The organism is Parafrankia colletiae (genome assembly GCF_001854655.1).
Taxonomy (GTDB): domain Bacteria; phylum Actinomycetota; class Actinomycetes; order Frankiales; family Frankiaceae; genus Parafrankia; species Parafrankia colletiae.
This window is the reverse complement of sequence record NZ_MBLM01000152.1, coordinates 262417-278522: the sequence shown is the minus strand read 5'-3', so window position 1 is coordinate 278522 and position 16106 is coordinate 262417. Positions and strand designations below refer to the sequence as shown.

At 72.4% G+C, this 16106-nt stretch carries 15 protein-coding genes; 10 read left to right on the top strand and 5 right to left on the bottom strand.

The window, feature by feature from the left end:
* Positions 1–123: 123 nt before the first annotated feature.
* Positions 124–1398: an NAD(P)-dependent malic enzyme gene (locus CC117_RS28035; protein ID WP_071089373.1), complete on the bottom strand. Its 1275-nt coding sequence runs from the start codon at positions 1396–1398 to the stop codon at positions 124–126.
* Between the two features lie 1167 nt (positions 1399–2565).
* Here CC117_RS28035 and CC117_RS28030 point away from each other — a divergent pair.
* Positions 2566–3189, top strand: a complete 624-nt coding sequence (locus tag CC117_RS28030; protein WP_071089372.1) for a dTDP-4-dehydrorhamnose 3,5-epimerase family protein — start codon at positions 2566–2568, stop codon at positions 3187–3189.
* A gap of 53 nt (positions 3190–3242) precedes the next feature.
* Here CC117_RS28030 and CC117_RS28025 read toward each other — a convergent pair whose 3' ends face one another.
* Positions 3243–3629 (bottom strand): S24/S26 family peptidase, encoded by a 387-nt coding sequence (locus CC117_RS28025; protein ID WP_241830485.1) that lies wholly within the window; start codon positions 3627–3629, stop codon positions 3243–3245.
* A gap of 103 nt (positions 3630–3732) precedes the next feature.
* Between CC117_RS28025 and sodN the strand changes: the two genes are divergently transcribed.
* From sodN to CC117_RS28005, 4 genes are all read left to right on the top strand, one after another.
* A complete protein-coding gene (gene sodN, locus CC117_RS28020) occupies positions 3733–4131 on the top strand; it encodes a superoxide dismutase, Ni (RefSeq protein WP_071089368.1) in 399 nt (132 codons plus the stop codon).
* A gap of 127 nt (positions 4132–4258) precedes the next feature.
* Entirely contained in the window at positions 4259–4762 is a 504-nt protein-coding gene (locus tag CC117_RS28015) for a GNAT family N-acetyltransferase (RefSeq protein ID WP_071089364.1), read from the top strand.
* 714 nt (positions 4763–5476) lie between these two features.
* A complete protein-coding gene (locus CC117_RS28010; protein ID WP_071089361.1) occupies positions 5477–6013 on the top strand; it encodes an ATP-binding protein in 537 nt (178 codons plus the stop codon).
* Positions 6010–7101 carry an RNA polymerase sigma factor SigF gene (locus CC117_RS28005; protein ID WP_084132917.1) on the top strand — a complete coding sequence of 364 codons (1092 nt, stop codon included), beginning with the start codon at positions 6010–6012 and terminating at the stop codon, positions 7099–7101. The genes CC117_RS28010 and CC117_RS28005 overlap by 4 nt, the downstream gene beginning before the upstream one ends.
* Positions 7102–7225: 124 nt before the next feature.
* Here the strand turns inward: CC117_RS28005 and CC117_RS28000 are convergent, their stop codons facing one another.
* Complete coding sequence (locus CC117_RS28000; RefSeq protein ID WP_071089358.1) at positions 7226–7666, bottom strand: hypothetical protein; 441 nt, start codon at positions 7664–7666, stop codon at positions 7226–7228.
* 128 nt (positions 7667–7794) lie between these two features.
* Here CC117_RS28000 and CC117_RS27995 point away from each other — a divergent pair, with 128 nt between their 5' ends.
* The gene (locus CC117_RS27995; RefSeq protein WP_071089345.1) at positions 7795–8886 is read left to right on the top strand and encodes a diacylglycerol/lipid kinase family protein; all 1092 of its coding nucleotides are present in this window, start codon (positions 7795–7797) and stop codon (positions 8884–8886) included.
* 106 nt (positions 8887–8992) lie between these two features.
* Here the strand turns inward: CC117_RS27995 and CC117_RS27990 are convergent, their stop codons facing one another.
* Positions 8993–9829: a glycerophosphodiester phosphodiesterase gene (locus CC117_RS27990; RefSeq protein WP_071089343.1), complete on the bottom strand. Its 837-nt coding sequence runs from the start codon at positions 9827–9829 to the stop codon at positions 8993–8995.
* Positions 9830–10469: 640 nt separating this feature from the next.
* Here CC117_RS27990 and CC117_RS27985 point away from each other — a divergent pair.
* Positions 10470–10718 (top strand): WhiB family transcriptional regulator, encoded by a 249-nt coding sequence (locus tag CC117_RS27985; RefSeq protein WP_018634477.1) that lies wholly within the window; start codon positions 10470–10472, stop codon positions 10716–10718.
* Between the two features lie 493 nt (positions 10719–11211).
* Here the strand turns inward: CC117_RS27985 and CC117_RS27980 are convergent, their stop codons facing one another.
* The gene (locus CC117_RS27980) at positions 11212–12681 is read right to left on the bottom strand and encodes a sensor histidine kinase (protein ID WP_071089599.1); all 1470 of its coding nucleotides are present in this window, start codon (positions 12679–12681) and stop codon (positions 11212–11214) included.
* A gap of 52 nt (positions 12682–12733) precedes the next feature.
* Here CC117_RS27980 and CC117_RS27975 point away from each other — a divergent pair, with 52 nt between their 5' ends.
* From CC117_RS27975 to bioB, 3 genes are all read left to right on the top strand, one after another.
* Positions 12734–14134: an 8-amino-7-oxononanoate synthase gene (locus CC117_RS27975; protein ID WP_116287917.1), complete on the top strand. Its 1401-nt coding sequence runs from the start codon at positions 12734–12736 to the stop codon at positions 14132–14134.
* A complete protein-coding gene (gene bioD, locus CC117_RS27970) occupies positions 14131–14847 on the top strand; it encodes a dethiobiotin synthase (RefSeq protein WP_071089340.1) in 717 nt (238 codons plus the stop codon). The genes CC117_RS27975 and bioD overlap by 4 nt, the downstream gene beginning before the upstream one ends.
* 183 nt (positions 14848–15030) lie before the next feature.
* The gene (gene bioB, locus CC117_RS27965; RefSeq protein ID WP_071089337.1) at positions 15031–16077 is read left to right on the top strand and encodes a biotin synthase BioB; all 1047 of its coding nucleotides are present in this window, start codon (positions 15031–15033) and stop codon (positions 16075–16077) included.
* Positions 16078–16106: the final 29 nt, after the last annotated feature.

Here is a 16106-nt window from a genome sequence, read left to right as displayed (position 1 = left end):
AGCCGGCCCGAAGGTCCCGAGCAGCCTGACGCGGCTGCCGGCCCGGCCTGCCCGAGGCCCGCCGCGGCTGCCAGAACCCTCACGGCCTGGCAGCCGCGGCGCGGCCGGTGCGTCAGCGGCGCGTCAGCGGCGCGCGACCCCGTCGGCGCGGGCCGCCTCGGCCACCGCCGACGAGACAGCGGGGGCGACCCGCTTGTCGAAGACACTCGGGATGATGTTGTCCTCGGACAGCTCGTCGGCGACCACGTCGGCGAGCGCCCGCGCGGCGGCGAGCTTCATGCCCTCGGTGACCCGGCTGGCGCGCACGTCCAGTGCACCCCGGAAGACACCCGGGAAGGCCAGGACGTTGTTGATCTGGTTCGGGTAGTCGCTGCGACCAGTCGCCACGATCCGGGCGTACTTGTGCGCGACCTCCGGGTCGATCTCGGGGTCCGGGTTCGCCATCGCGAAGATGATCGCCTCCGGAGCCATGGTGGCCACCACGTCCTCGGGCACCTTGCCTGCGGAGAGGCCGAGGTAGACGTCCGCCCCGGCGAGGGCCTCGTTGATGGAGCCCTTGAGCCCCGCCTTGTTCGTCTCGGCGGCAAGCGCGGCCTTGACCGGCGTGAGGCCGTCCCGGCCCGCGTAGATCATGCCCCGGCTGTCACCGACGGCGATGTCGCCGATACCTGCGGCAAGCAGGATCCGGGTGACGGCGACTCCGGCGGCGCCGGCTCCCGACACCACGGCCCGCAGGTCCGACAGCTCCCGCCCGGTCAGCCGCGCGGCGTTCTCCAGCGCGGCGAGCGCGACGATCGCGGTGCCGTGCTGGTCGTCATGGAACACGGGGATGTCGATGCGGTCCTGCAGCATGCTCTCGATCGCGAAGCACCGCGGCGCCGAGATGTCCTCCAGGTTGATGCCACCGAAACCCGGGGCCAGCCTGGCGATCGTGTCGACGATCTCCTCGGTGTCGGTGCAGTCGAGGCAGATCGGGACGGCGTCGACCCCGCCGAAGTGCTTGAACAGCGCGGCTTTGCCTTCCATGACCGGCAGCGCGGCGGCCGGCCCGATGTCACCGAGGCCGAGCACCGCCGTCCCGTCGGTCACCACGGCCACCGTGTTGGCGCGCCAGGTGTACTCGTCGGCCAGCGCGGGTGTCTCCGCGATCGCGACACACACCCGGGCGACACCCGGGGTGTAGGCGAGCGAGAGGTCCTCCCGGTTGTTCAGCGGTGCCGTCAGACCGATTCCGATCTTCCCGCCCCGGTGGAGCGCGAAGGCGGGGTCGTCGTCGGACGGGCGTGGGCTCGGGCCGTCGAATCCCGGCGAGGCCGCCGAGGACTCTGCCGAGCCGGGCCCTCCGGCCGGGGCCACGGTGGACGGGTCGAGGGTCGTGTGGTCGGTGGTTGCGGTCACGAAAGGGGCTCCTCGGACAAGCCACGGCGGTACCGTCCGGCGAACGGTGTCACTGACCGGACGTGGCTAAGACGTTCCCGGGGCCCCGGCGAAGATCGGGCGTTCGCGGGGCGGCGGGGCATGCGGCGCCGCCTCGGACGTGTGAGGCGGCTGGTGTGCCAGGGTGCCTGCGGCGGGGGTGGCCCGCCACAGCTTCCAATATGGCACGCCGAGGGCCCCGGGCCTGCCTGTCTGATTCACCACCGACAAACCCCAGATGTCTTCCGAATGAAACTCGCGGACGCCGGACGAGCCCGTGGATGTTGCCAGCCCGTGACATGTGCGGGCCCCGGAGGCCTCCGGGAGGGGCCAGGACGGGTCCTGGCGCCGTTTGTCCACCGCCCCCGGCGAGCCCGTGCGGCGTGGGCTGTCGGCCATCCGACTCGGTCCGACCGGTTCTCCGGCGCTTCCCCACCGGGTCCGGCACCCCCGATCCCTCACCCGCTCCCGGCACCGCCGCGGGCCCCCCGGCCCGACCCCCATGCCGCCGGGCCGGGCCTCCCGCRCCGACTCCCCCTCCAGGACCCCGCGACCCGACCCCGCTTCGGCCCTGCTCGGCCCCGCTTCGGCGCCGGGTGGAGCGGGTGAGGGAGCGGGCGCGCAGGGCAGTGGCCACGGTGGAGGCGGTGGAGGCGGTGACAGGCGCAACCGCCGGCGCAGGCAGCGCGACAAGAGGCGGCGTGGGAGCGGGACCTGTAGGCGGGCGTTCCCGCGCGGACTCCCCGCGGCCGGCGTGTCGCCCGGGTTTCCAGAATCGGTCCGAATGCCCGGGCACTCCCGGACCCCGATTCCACCGCGTTTCCCCGGGGTTTCCTCCCGGCCGCACGCCAATGATCGTGGCTTCGCGACACACCCATCACAGATGAATCGTGAGACGATTCACGCCCAAGGCGGACGTTGTCCGTCCGTGGGTTTTCGGAGTGCACCCGGCGACTGGGACGGGATCCGACGGCCTGGAAGCCGCGACCCAGGTCACCACACGTCCACCAGGACCATACGGATACGGATGACCGTCGCCGGAGGCCGATGATACGACAGCAACCGGTGTCACCATGTTCACCCTGAGCGCGGGTTCCCGGGCGGACCTGTCGGGGAATCGGCCGCCTAAACCTAGTAGCGTGTGTTGTCGTGGAGGTCACCGAGCTGCCGATATCCGATGCCTGGTTGTTCACCCCGCGCAAGCACGCCGATCCACGCGGAACATTCCTCGAATGGTTCCGTACCGACGCGCTGGAATCGGTGACCGGGCATCGTCTCGAACTTGCCCAGGCGAACGCGAGTGTCAGCCGCGCGGGAACACTGCGTGGGGTCCACTACGCCCAGGTGCCGCCCAGCCAGGCCAAGTACGTCACCTGCGTCAGCGGGCGGATCCTGGACTGCGTCGTGGACATCCGGATCGGCTCGCCGACGTTCGGCGCGCACGCGGCCGTCGTCCTGGACGATGTCGACCGGCGGGGCCTGTACCTGTCGGAGGGCCTCGGGCATGCGTTCATGGCGCTGACCGACGGCGCCGCCATCACCTACCTGTGCTCGACGCCCTACACGCCGGCACGGGAGTACGGCATCAACCCGCTCGACCCGGATCTCGACCTGCCCTGGCCGCCCGGCCTGACCCCGCTGCTGTCCGACAAGGACATCGCGGCGCCGAGCCTGCACCAGGCCGCCGCCGCCGGCATCCTGCCCAGCTACGCCGACTGCAGGGCCTTCTACGACTCGCTGCGCCCCCTGGGCAGCGGCGCCATTCGTTCCTGAGGCCGCTGCCGTGGCACCGGGGCCCGGTGCCACGGCAGCGGCCTCAGGGCCCGCTACGCCCGCGGCGGGCGGCTGCGGCGCAACACCCGGGGGCGCGGCCAGTAGCGTGCCACCACCCGGCCCAGGATGTCCCCGGCGGGAACCATGCCGAACGCGGCGCTGTCGGTGCCGACTCCCACATTGTCCGACCGCAGCCACCAGGATCCGTCCGGGTCGGTGAACTCCGCCCGTTTGATGCCGAGGCCTCGGCCCGGCAGCCGCGCGACCACCACATCCCCCGGCCGGGGCGGTGCGCCCCACAGGACCAGACAGGCATCGCCGTCGCGCAGGGTGGGGCGCATCGACTCGCCACGCACGCCGACCGCCCGCGGAGAAATGTTCGGGCTCACAGGGGTAGGTTGCCAGAAGGCGGGAAACCGGTCCGCGAGCTGCTCACTCACGGCTCACCGGTCCGCGATCGCACCACCCAGGGCCGGCCACCCGGCGCGGGCACGGTCGCCCTGGGGCGACTGAAGTCCCAAGGCGTACAGAGAGGACAGCGGCATGAGCCTGCTCAATCCCGCGACCAGCGTCAGTGCCCACTGCGACCTGCCCTGCGGCGTCTACGACCCGGCCCAGGCAAAGGTCGAGGCCCAGTCGGTCAAGGCCATCCAGGAGAAGTACCAGGGCAACGCCGACCCCGAGTTCCGGGCCCGGGCGCTCGTCATCAAGGAGGAGCGCGCGGAACTGGTGAAGCACCACCTCTGGGTGCTGTGGACCGACTACTTCAAGCCGAACCACCTGGAGAAGTACCCCCAGCTCCACGACCTGTTCTGGAAGGCCACCAAGGCCGCCGGCGCCGCCGGCGCCAAGGGCTCGGTGGACCCGGCGCAGGGCCAGCAGCTGCTCGACCTGATCGACGAGATCTCCACGATCTTCTGGGAGACCAAGGCCGCCGCCTGACGTCGGCGACCTGCAGCGAGGACGTCCCTGCCGGGTGGCGCGAAGCCACCCTGTGGGGACGTCCCCGTTTCCAGCCCCGCCAGCCCCGACCGCGCCCCGCCCCGCCCCGCCCCGCCCCGGAGCCGACATGATCAGAACGGCTGAACGCGCGGACGTCGTTCCCGTCATCGGTCTGGTCCGCGACCTCGCCGCCTACGAGCGGGAGCCGGACGCGGTGGCCATGACCCCGGACGACCTCACCGTCGCTCTCTTCGGCGACCCACCGGCGGTGCACTGCCTGGTCGCGACCGCTCCGGGCCAGGGAGGCGACGTCCTCGGATGCGCGCTCTGGCACCCGACGTTCTCAACCTGGACCGGCCAGGCCGGGATGTATCTGGTCGACCTTTTCGTCCGGCCCGAACATCGCCGCGAAGGGCACGGCCGCGCGCTGCTGCGCGAACTCGCCCGGCTGTGCGCGCGGCATGGCTACCAGCGCCTGGAATGGGCCGTGCTGGACTGGAACACGCCCGCGCACGACTTCTACCGCTCGGTGGGGGCGACGGCCACCGAGGAGTGGACCACCTGGCGCCTCGACGCAGCGGCCATCGACGCGCTGGCGCACCGGCGGCCGCCTGGTGACGATGTCGGCTGACATGCACCTTCACGGCAACGTGTCGTGGTCCGAACGTCCGCACGAAGTGGTCATCAGGCCTGTGCGCGCGCCCTTCCAGCGGCCCGCGCCGGGCGACGAATTCCCAGGTGGCCGGCATGAACCGGCCATTCCCGACCACGTGGGCCCGACGCGCGTCTTCTGATCACCCGACCTGCGACACACCAGGCAGCCTGGGTACGGTGGTGAACGACGGGAGGCCATGCCAGGTGGTCAACCCGGGCAGGGCCATCATCGGAGTAACGCCCTGCGGAACAGGGCAGGGCTCACCACCGGAGTGTCGTCCGGAAACGGACATCACACCCCCGGGCCGGAGGCCGTCACGGCGTGGTGACAACGCTCTGGTATCCGGCGCCGACGCGCCGGGAGCGCCCGGCACCGGAAGTTCGGGCGCACGAAGGGCGAGATCCACGCACGAACGGCAGCTGGTACGGCGAGAATCCAAGGCGGCGACGAGCACCGGCGCAACGGAGTGGGCCGGCGGTCCCATCCAGGCCGGCGGCACAATCGGCAGGGCGTCCGGCGGCTCACGCGGCGCAGCGGAACACAAGGGGAACAGCACGACGCACCGTCAGCACGGCACCAGGCATGAAGTACCGGACACGACGTACCAGACACGAGACAGACACCAGGCACGCGACAGACATCATCGACGAGGACCTTCCTCGCACGACCCGGGCTCTTGGGGGTAGGAACGTGAATCCGACGCCTTCTACCGGCGGCGCGGAGAACTCGGACGGCATCTCGGGCGGCGCCACCGGCGACAGCGGCCCGCACGACGTCGTCCAGCTCACCCTGCCCGCCGCGAGCGCCTATCTGACCGTCCTGCGGACGGCCACAGCGTCCCTCGCGGCCCGGTTGGACTTCACTCTCGACGACATCGAGGATCTCCGTATCGCGGTGGACGAGGCGTGCGCGCTGCTACTCGTCTCCGCGGTGCCCGGATCCGCCCTGGAATGCAGCTTCGCCCTGGAACCCGGCGTGATGAAGGTCCTGGTCACGGTCGAGAGCCTCGACGGCGAACCACCGTCCAAGGAGACGTTCGCGTGGACGGTGCTGACCGCGCTGGCCGGTGACGTCTCCAGCTCGACGGGCCCGGGCTCCCGGGTCAGCATTGCCCTCCAGAAGCGTCGCGGCGTCCGGGCCGACCTGGGTGAGCCCCCGGCCGGGCACGTCCGCGGCTCAGGTGCGGCCTCCGCAGCGGCCCTCGGCGACACGGTAGGCACGTTGTGACTTCAGCCGGCAGAACACCCACCACGCCCCGATCCGCACCCGTAGGCCACGCGGGCGGCCACGATCCCGCTGGCGCGGGCGACCCGGTCGCGGCCATCAGCCAACGCAACGCCGGCGAGGTCGCCGGCGTCACCCTGAGCGGGCCGGGAGCGGGCCGGGAGAAGAACGGCCACGCCCCGCCCGCCGGCGCCGCCGGGCGCGGATCCGCCACGGGCAGCCCCGCGCCCCCGGCGCTGGGCGCACAGGCGCACCCGGAGAGCCCAGCCGAGACCACTGAGACCGCTGAGACCACCGGTCCCGAGGCGGGTGCGGCTCCGGAGCGCAGCACCTCCCCGGACCGGGTCCGTGCCCGGGCCCTGTTCGCGCAGCTGGTATCCCTGCCGCAGGGCGACCCGGAGCGGGCCGCTGTGCGTGACCAGCTCGTCCGCATGCATCTCCCGCTCGTCGAGTACCTCGCCCGGCGCTTCCGAAACCGCGGCGAGCCCCTCGACGATCTGGTGCAGGTCGCGACGATCGGCCTCATCAAGTCGGTCGACCGGTTCGACCCCGAGCGCGGGGTCGAGTTCTCGACCTACGCCACTCCGACCATCGTCGGCGAGATCAAGCGCCACTTCCGGGACAAGGGCTGGGCCATCCGGGTGCCCCGCCGGCTCCAGGAGCTGAAGCTCTCGCTGACGAAGGCGACCTCCGAGCTCTCCCAGTCGCTGGGCCGCTCGCCGACGGTCAGCGAGATCGCCCGTCACCTGGAGATGACCGAGGAGGAGGTCCTCGAGGGACTGGAGTCGGCGAACGCCTACTCCGCGGTGTCCCTCGACGCGCCCGACTCCGGCGACGACGAGGCACCGGCCGTCGCGGACACGCTCGGCGTGCAGGACGAGTCGCTCGAGGGCGTGGAGTACCGGGAGTCGCTCAAGCCGCTCCTGGAGAAGCTGCCGCCGCGGGAGAAGCGCATCCTGCTCCTCCGGTTCTTCGGCAACATGACGCAGTCACAGATCGCGAACGAGCTCGGGATCTCGCAGATGCACGTGTCCCGCCTGCTGGCCCGCACGCTGGCCCAGCTGCGCCGTGGGCTGCTTGAGGACGGCTGACCAGACCGACGACCGACCCCCGGGCCCGGGTCGGTCCAGCTCCGTGCCCTTCTGCCCCCGGCTCGCCACCGCTCCAGGGACCGGCGCTGGCAGGCCAGACCGGCGCTCCTGCTCCAGGCCGGAGCTACTGCTCCTGGCTGGCGCCGGGACGGGCGTACACCCCGCCGAGGGCGAGCGCGACAATGATCACGATCGGCACCACGATCAGGGGCACCCCGTAGCCGTAGAGACCCCCCTGGAGCAGCCCCCAGGCGACAGGGAGGCACAGCACCTGGGTCACCAGCGCGGGTGAGCGGAACCCCTCCCGCCCGCGCAGCACACCCCAGGTGACGAGGCCGAGACCAGCCGCGCCGACCAGCGCCAGCAGGCCGCCTGTCTCCGCCCGCCCGACGTCGTCGATGTCGGAGCCGAACCCCCGGACCACCAGCAGCACTCCGAGGCCGGTCAACACCACCGTCTGGAGCCCGAGCAGCGCTCCCGCGACGAGCAGGGGCCGCGGCACGGCACGCGTCTGCTGCGCCGGACCGCCGCCTGGCTCCCCCGCGACGCCGCGGTTGGTACCCATCCGTCGAGATTACGTGCCCGCGGCCGCGGGCCCGCCACCCAGCCGCGCGGCGGCGCCGGGTCAGCACGGACGGTGTGAGAGTTTTCCCAGCCGACGCCCTGAATGACTGCGCAGGCTACCGTATTGCCATGCGCGGGCTGCTGGTCGTCAATCCGGTTGCGACCACCACTACTGAGCGGGTCCGCGACGTTCTCGTCACTGCACTCGCCGCTGACGTGGACCTGGAGACGGTTGTCACCAAGGGCCGTGGCCACGGCGTCGAGCTCGGGGCCGACGCCCGTGAGATGGGCGTGGACGTCGTGATCGTCCTCGGCGGTGACGGCACCGTCAACGAGATCGTGAACGGCCTGGTGAGCAGCGGCCCGGCCGCCGGCGGCCCCGCGCTCGCCGTGGTTCCCGGCGGCAGCACGAACGTCTTCACCCGGGCGCTCGGGTACTCGTCGTCGCCGGTCGAGGCCACCGGTGAGCTGCTCGCCGCCCTGCGGGAGGGTCGCAGCCGCGAGGTGAGCGTCGGGCTGGCCCACTACGGCGACCAGCAGCGGTACTTCGCCTTCTGCCTGGGTGTCGGGCTGGACGCCGACGTGGTCGCCGCTGTCGAGCGGCGCCGGGAGAAGGGCCGACGCAGCACCCCGGGGCTGTTCGTGCGCTGTGCGGTCACGGAGCTGCTGCGTCGGACCGGCCGGTCCGGTCCGACGATCTCCGTCAGTTCGACCGGTGGCGTCCCGGACCTGCGCGGAATCCTCGACGAGGCGGACGGCGCTCCCGAGAGCGCGGCTCCCGCGGACGGTACGGGCCACGAGGCCGGAACCGCGTTCGGCGACGGTGACCGCGACCGCGATGGTGACGGCGGGTCGGTGGCGGGCGGTGACGGCGGCCGCGCACCGGCCGAGGTGTCGCTGGCGATCGTGTGCAACACCCGGCCCTGGACCTACCTGAACAACCGCCCGGTGGCAGCCTGCCCGACCGCGTCCTTCGACACCGGGCTGGACCTGCTGGGCCTGCGTCGGGCGCGGCTCACCAGCGTGCTGCGGACCGGGCTGAAGATGCTCGGCGAGGACGCCGACCCGCGGGGCCGCAACGTCTACGGGCTCCACGACGCGACGTCCATCACGCTGCGTTCCGACGAGCCGGTCGCCGTGCAGATGGACGGCGAGGTGCTGGGCCTGTTCACCTCGGTCGAGCTCACCCATCACCCGCGGGCCCTGCGGGTCATCGCCTGACCACGGGCATCGCCCGCACGGTCACCGCCTGACCGCAGTCACCGCCTGGTCGCAGTCACCGTCTGACCACAGTCACCGTCTGACCACAGTCACCGTCTGACCGCAGTCATCTCCCGAGTGCCGTGGTGATTCCGGCCGGGTCGTCGCAGATGATGCCGTCGACGCCGGCGTCACGCAGCTCGAGCGCCGCCGCGGGGTCGGTGACCGTCCAGGTGACCAGGCGGACGCCGGCCCGGCGTGCCCGCGGCACCGCGTCCGGCACGCCGCGGACGGCGGACACGTGCGCGTGGAGCTCGGTGTGGCCGGCGGAGCGGACATAGGCGATCCCGCCGCTGACCGACATCCGCGGCATGGTGAGGAACGCGGTCGCGATCCCGAGGCCGGCGTCGCGGACCGCCTCGATCGCGAACCAGTCGAAGGATGACACCGTGATCCCCGGCTGGGACGCGGAGCCGGCACCCGGCCCACCGCCGTCCGCCCGCGCGTCCGGGACGGGGTCCTGCCGGGGTTCACCGGGATCGCCGGTGGGGCTCTCGACCGCGTCCGGCGGCCCGGGGGTGGCCGGACCCGGCCCCGGGAGGCCTCGGGCCCGCAGGAGCTCGATGAGCGCCCGGGCGGTGCGCTCCCGCGGCGCGTCGAAGTCGGGTTGGCCCGGCTGGTTCTTGATCTCGAGGATGAGCCGGCCACGGCCGGCCCACACGTCGAGCACGTCGGTCAGTACCGGGATCCCGCGGCTGGCCAGCTCCCTGGTCGATCGCCGGATGACGGCGCGACCGCCGAGGCGCGGGAGCCGGGCGTCGTGCACGCAGACCAGATCACCGTCGGCGCTGCGCCGGATGTCGAGCTCCACGCCGTCGGCGCCGGCTCGTAACGCGGCGTCGACAGCCTCGACCGTGTTCTCGGGGCCAGGTGTCCGGCTGCCCCGATGGCCAAGAACCTCCATCGCTCCATCCTGCATGGACTGTTCCCCGCACTTCCACCGCAGCATCACCACCACGCACGGTGACCTTCGAGCGGATTCCGTCGGTGGCGGCAGCCGGCCGGGCCGGCCCGGTGGGACCCCGGCGCGCACCGCACGGCGCGATGCGCCAGAATGGCCCTTACGCCTCCAGAATCAACACCAAAGCGACAACGCAGCACAGAATGACCAGGCGGCATGGCCGCCAGGTGAACATCGCCGAGCGCTCCCGCATCGGCCGACGTTCGGGCACCCCACAACGGTCCAACATGATCCGGAGAGCCTGGAAGTGCCGATGGCCACGGGATTCTCTCCCGATGGCCAATGCCCGATGGGCGGTCGCGTTACCCGTGGTCCAGCCGTGTCCCTGGCGGACAGGGACCGGCCAGAACCGCCGTCACACCACAGGTAGGTTCTTGCGCCCCTGCCCGTTCCGGTGGGAGGGTGGCGAATGTCCGAGGTAGATGCACGTGCACCTGGGACCACGCGCATGCACTCGCACAAGCCTCCGCCGCCGCGCCCGACGCGACATCCAGAATTTTCTTTCGGGACGCGACGCAACCAAGGCGGCTCACCGAGCGTCTGATGTGCAGTGTGGTCCGAGACGAGAGAGGGAGTAGTACGCATGGACTGGCGCCACCGAGCGCTCTGCCGTGACGAGGATCCCGAGCTCTTCTTCCCGATCGGTACGACCGGTCCGGCAGAACGCCAGGTCGAAGAAGCGAAGGCCGTCTGCAGGCGATGCGCGGTCACGAGTGACTGCTTGAACTGGGCTCTCGACACCGGGCAGGATTCCGGGGTCTGGGGTGGGCTGAGCGAGGACGAACGACGGGCGCTGAAGCGTCAGGTTCGCCTCCGGGTCCGCACCGCCTGAGCCTGGGCCCGAACCGCCCGAGCCTGTTGGCGCCCTGCCCGGGGCGGCATCAAGCCGGACGGCGACAGCACCGAACTGGCCCACCGCCGGTGGGCTGATCACAACCGAACAATGATCGTGAACAGCCGTTCCGCGCACGGACGAGCCCGGCCAACGCCTCAGCGCAACGAGGTGCTCCGTGCCCGTTCCCGCGGAGTGGGTCCCGTGCGCGCTCAGCGCGGACGGCACGAGAGGTAACACCATCGGCCGCTCTGTCCGCTGGTCCGCCGTTGCACCACGTGCGGGCTCGGACGGAGCGGCCGAAAAATCTTCCGGATCCCCACCTTCGCCATCTGTGCCACCCGTGGCCGACCGACCCGCGGCACCCGCACCATCGAAGGCAGCGAACCCGTTCCGCCCATCCGCGGGAGACGACGCAACCAGCGCACGTCGGCGGCGGTCAGAGGGCACGTCAGGTCTCATACCCGGCCATGCGAGCCTCAAACACGCAACCTCAGGAAAGTGGAATCGACAGCAGGGCCTCCGTCCCCCGTGCCGGACCGGCCTGCAGCCGGATCGTCCCGCGCATCTCGCCGAGCACCAGCTGCCGCACGATCTGCAGGCCCAGCCGCGGCGAGTGCTCGAGCTGGAAGTCCTCCGGCAGGCCCGCCCCGTCGTCGGCGACCACGACGTCGAGGCGGTCCAGCTCCCGCCGGACGCGGAGCTCGATCCCCCCGGCCGATCCGTCGAACGCATGTTCGACAGCATTCTGCAGAAGTTCCGAAAGCACAAGGGCCAGCGGCGTGGCGAGCTCGCCGGGCAGCTGCCCGAACGACCCGGTGCGCCGCGTCGTGGCGCGCGTCCCGGTCGAGGCGAGGTCGACCGTCACCGAGGTGATCTGGTCGGCGATCTCGTCGAACGGCACGGACTCCCCCAGCGTCTGCGAGAGCGTCTCGTGGACGACGGCGATCGAGGTGACCCGCCGCACGGACTCCCGCAGGGCGTCCCGCGCCTCGTCCGCCTTCGTCCGCCGCATCTGCAGGCGCAGCAGGGCGGCCACCGTCTGCAGGTTGTTCTTGACGCGGTGATGTATCTCACGGATCGTCGCGTCCTTGCTCAGCAGCTGGGCCTCCCGGCGCCGTAGCTCCGAGACGTCCCGTACGAGGACGAGCACCTCCCGGATCGCGCCCGGGTACAGCGGGATCGCGCGCAGGAGCACCACCGTGCTGCCCACCTCGAGCTCGACCTCGACCGGGCGCCGCCGGCTGATCGCATGCCACACCGCGGGCGTCGTCGCCGGCAGGTTGAGGGCGCGGTGCACGGTGCGCAGGTCCTCACCGGTGACGTTCCCGGTGTAGCCGAGGCGGCGGTAGGCGGACAGTGCGTTCGGGCTGGCGAAGATGACCTTGCCGGCGCCGTCCAGGCGCATCATGCCGTCGCCGACCCGCGGCGGCTCCGGCAGCTCCGCCGAACCCGCACGGAACGGGAACGCACCCTCGGCGATCATGAGTGCGAGGTTGTTCGCGGCCTGGAGATAGGCCGATTCCAGCGCGCTCGGCGTGCGTGTCGTCGCGAGGTTGGTGTCGCGGGCGAGGACGGCGATCACCCGGTCGCCGTGCCGGACCGGGATCGCCTCGGTACGGACGGGGACCCCGCCGTCCCACTCGGGCTCGCCCTCCCGGGCGATGCGGTGCTCCCGCCAGGCGTTCTGGACCACCCACCGGTTGATGACGACGCTGCCCACCTCGTCGTTGTGGTAGGCCGTCGGACCGGTGGTGGGCCGTACCTGCGCCACGACCTGGAACTCCATGCCGCCGGCATGGCCGGYCCGGACCGCGCCGGACCGCACGGGCACGAGCAGCAGCAGGTCGGCGAACGACAGGTCGGCCAGCAGCGCCCAGTCCTCGACGAGGGCATGGAGGTGGTCGATGTCGTCGCCGGCGAGATCAGTACTCGCCCGCAGGGCGTCGGCCAGGGTTCCCACGGCACGCAGACTGCCAGATGCCGCCCGCGGCGTGCCGGGCGGCCGGGCCGGAATGCACCGTACGCTCGCCGACGTGACGCCCGATCCCACCCGCACCACGTCATCCGCCGCCCCGGTCGGCCCCCTGGACCCTCTGGCCAGCAGTGACACGGACACGCCCACCAGCGGCCCGCCCGCCCCGCCCGCACCCACCCCGGCTGACACGACCGGCCCGGCAGCGGCGTCGGACCCGCTCGGCTGGCTGGACGAGGCCGCGCGGCTGCGCGCGGCCTCCGGGCTGCACCGCGTGCTGCGCCCCCGCGCCCCACGAGCCACGGCGACAGCGCGGACAGCGCGGACAGCGGGCGGCGCCGGCGGGCCGGTCGAGCTGCCGGTCCAGGGCTCTCTGCAGCCCTGGACCAACGGCGATCTGCTGCTCGACCTCGCAGGCAACGACTACCTCGGGCTGGCCCGCCATCCCGAGGTGGTCGAGGGCGGGATCGCGGCGCTACGCGCGTTCGGTGCCGGGTCGACCGGGAGCCGGCTCGTCAGCGGCACCACCACCCTGCACGGGGAGCTGGAGGAGGCGCTGGCCGCGCACCTCGGCTTCTCCGTCGCGCTGGTCTTCTCCTCCGGTTATGCGGCGAACCTGGCGATGCTGACCGTGCTCACGGGACCAGGTGACCTGGTCGTCTCGGATGAGCGCAACCACGCGTCGCTGGTGGACGCCTGCCGCCTCTCCCGGGCGGAGGTGCTGGTCACCCCGCATGCGGATGTCGCCGCCGTCGACGAGGCGCTGGCCAGCCGGGTCTGGCGGCGGGCTTTCGTCCTGACCGACTCGGTCTTCTCCGCGGACGGCGACCTGGCTCCGCTGCCGGCCCTGCATGCGGTCGCCCGGCGCCACGGCGCCGTGCTGCTGGTCGACGAGGCGCACGGGCTGGGGGTCGTCGGCCCGGGCGGGCGCGGCGCACTGGCCGCCGCCGGGCTGGCCGGTGAGCCGGATGTGGTCGCGACAGTGACGCTGTCCAAATCGCTGGGCAGCCAGGGCGGGGCGGTCCTGGGGCCGGCGGCGCTGCGCGACCATCTCATCGACACCGCCCGCACCTTCATCTTCGACACCGGTCTGGCACCCGCGTGTGCGGGTTCCGCGCTGGCCGCGCTGCGGCTGCTGACCGCACGGCCGGAGCTGCCCGGCCAGGTCCGGCGGCGGGCCAGGCAGATCGCCGAGGCGACCGGCGCCCCGGAACCGGCCGGGGCCGTCGTCTCCGTGGTGCTCGGAGATCCCGAGCGCGCTGTCGCGGTCGCCACCGCCTGCCGGGAGGACGGGGTCGCCGTCGGCTGCTTCCGGCCACCGACGGTCCCGCCCGGGACGAGCCGGCTGCGGGTCGCCGCCCGGGCCGACCTCACCGACGGGGACATCGAGCGCGCCGTCGGCGTGATCACCAGCGCGATCGCCCGGACCCCCGCACCGTGAGCGTGATTGTCGTCACAGGGACCGGGACCGGGGTGGGCAAGACGGTGGTGACCGCGGCGCTGGCGGCACTGGCCGCCGACCGCGGCAGCACGGTGGCGGTGGTCAAGCCGGCGCAGACCGGCGTGCAGGCCGGCGAGCTCGGTGACGTGGACCTGGTGCGCGACCTTTCCGGCGTCGACGACGTCCACGAGCTCGCCCGGTACACCGACCCGCTCGCGCCGGTCAGCGCCGCTCGACGGGCCGGCCTGCCCACCCTCGACCTGGCCACCGTCGCCGGGACCGTCCGGGAGCTGCAGGCGGACCGCCGGCTGGTGCTGGTCGAGGGCGCCGGCGGGCTGCTCGTCCGGTACGACGACGGCGGTTCCACCCTCGCTGACCTGGCCCGTGACCTGCGGGCGCCGGTTCTGGTGGTGACGACGGCCGGCCTGGGCTCGCTCAACGCGACCGCGCTGACCCTGGAGGCCATCGCGCACCGCGGCCTGGATCTGGCCGGCATCGTCATCGGCGCCTGGCCCGCCGAGCCGGATCTGGCCGCCCGCAGCAACATCACGGATCTGGAGCTGCTGGCTGCCCGTCCGCTGGCCGGCGCCGTCCCGGACGGCGCCGGCCTGCTCGACCCCGCGCGGTTCCGGGACGTCGCGCGCGCCTCGCTGGAACCAGCTCTCGGCGGCGCGTTCAACGCCGCACGGTTCCGCTCACGGCACACTGCATGACGGTGCCACGGCCCCAGGACGGTGCCGGACGAATGAGAACGCCGGGCGGCTGCGGGCGGCACCAGGCGGACGCACGTCACAACACGCGCGCGAGCCGCGCGGATGACTGAACAATGGACACTCCAAGCCCGACCGGTGGACACCACCACGCCGCCGGCACGACCTCACGATGAGGACCAACCTGTGACCGCACCTGTGACCACGACAGTGGAAACGTCCACGGCCGCCGGGACAGCCGACGGTGACCTGCTCGCCCGGGCCCGGCAACAGGTCCTCGAGGAGGGCCGCGGGCTCGGCGAGCAGGACGTCCTGGCGGTGCTCCGGCTGCCCGACGAGACGCTGACCGACCTGCTCGCGCTGGCCCACGAGGTGCGGCTGCGCTGGTGTGGGCCGGAGGTCGAGGTCGAGGGCATCATCAGCCTGAAGACCGGCGGCTGCCCGGAGGACTGCCACTTCTGCTCGCAGTCCGGGCGGTTCGACTCCCCCGTGCGCTCCGCCTGGCTGGACATCCCGTCCCTCGTCGACGCCGCGAAGGCCACGGCGGCGACCGGAGCCACCGAGTTCTGCATCGTCGCCGCGGTCCGCGGACCCGACGCACGGCTGATGGCGCAGATCCGCGAGGGCGTGGCGGCGATCCGGGCGGCGGTCGACATCAACGTCGCCTGCTCGCTCGGCATGCTGACGCAGGAGCAGGTGGACGAGCTCGCCGACCTCGGCGTCCACCGCTACAACCACAACCTCGAGACCGCCCGCTCCTACTTCCCCCAGGTGGTCACCACCCACAGCTGGGAGGAGCGCTGGGAGACCTGCGAGCTCGTCCGGGCCGCGGGTATGGAGCTGTGCTGCGGGGCGATCATCGGTGTCGGCGAGACGCTGGAACAGCGCGCCGAGCTGGCCGCCCAGCTCGCGGCCCTGGAGCCGGACGAGGTGCCGCTGAACTTCCTCAACCCGCGGCCGGGCACGCCGTTCGGCGACCTCCCACCGGTCGAGGCGCGGGAGGCGCTACGCACCATCGCCGCCTTCCGGCTGGCGCTGCCGCGCACCATCCTGCGCTACGCCGGCGGCCGGGAGATCACCCTCGGCGACCTGGACGTCCAGGGCATGCAGGGCGGTATCAACGCGGTGATCGTCGGCAACTACCTGACGACCCTCGGCAAGAACCCCGACGGCGACCTGGCCATGCTCGCCGAGCTCCGCATGCCGATCAAGTCGCTGCAGGCCACCCTGTAGACGCCCGCACCACAGCGCCGCCGGGCCAC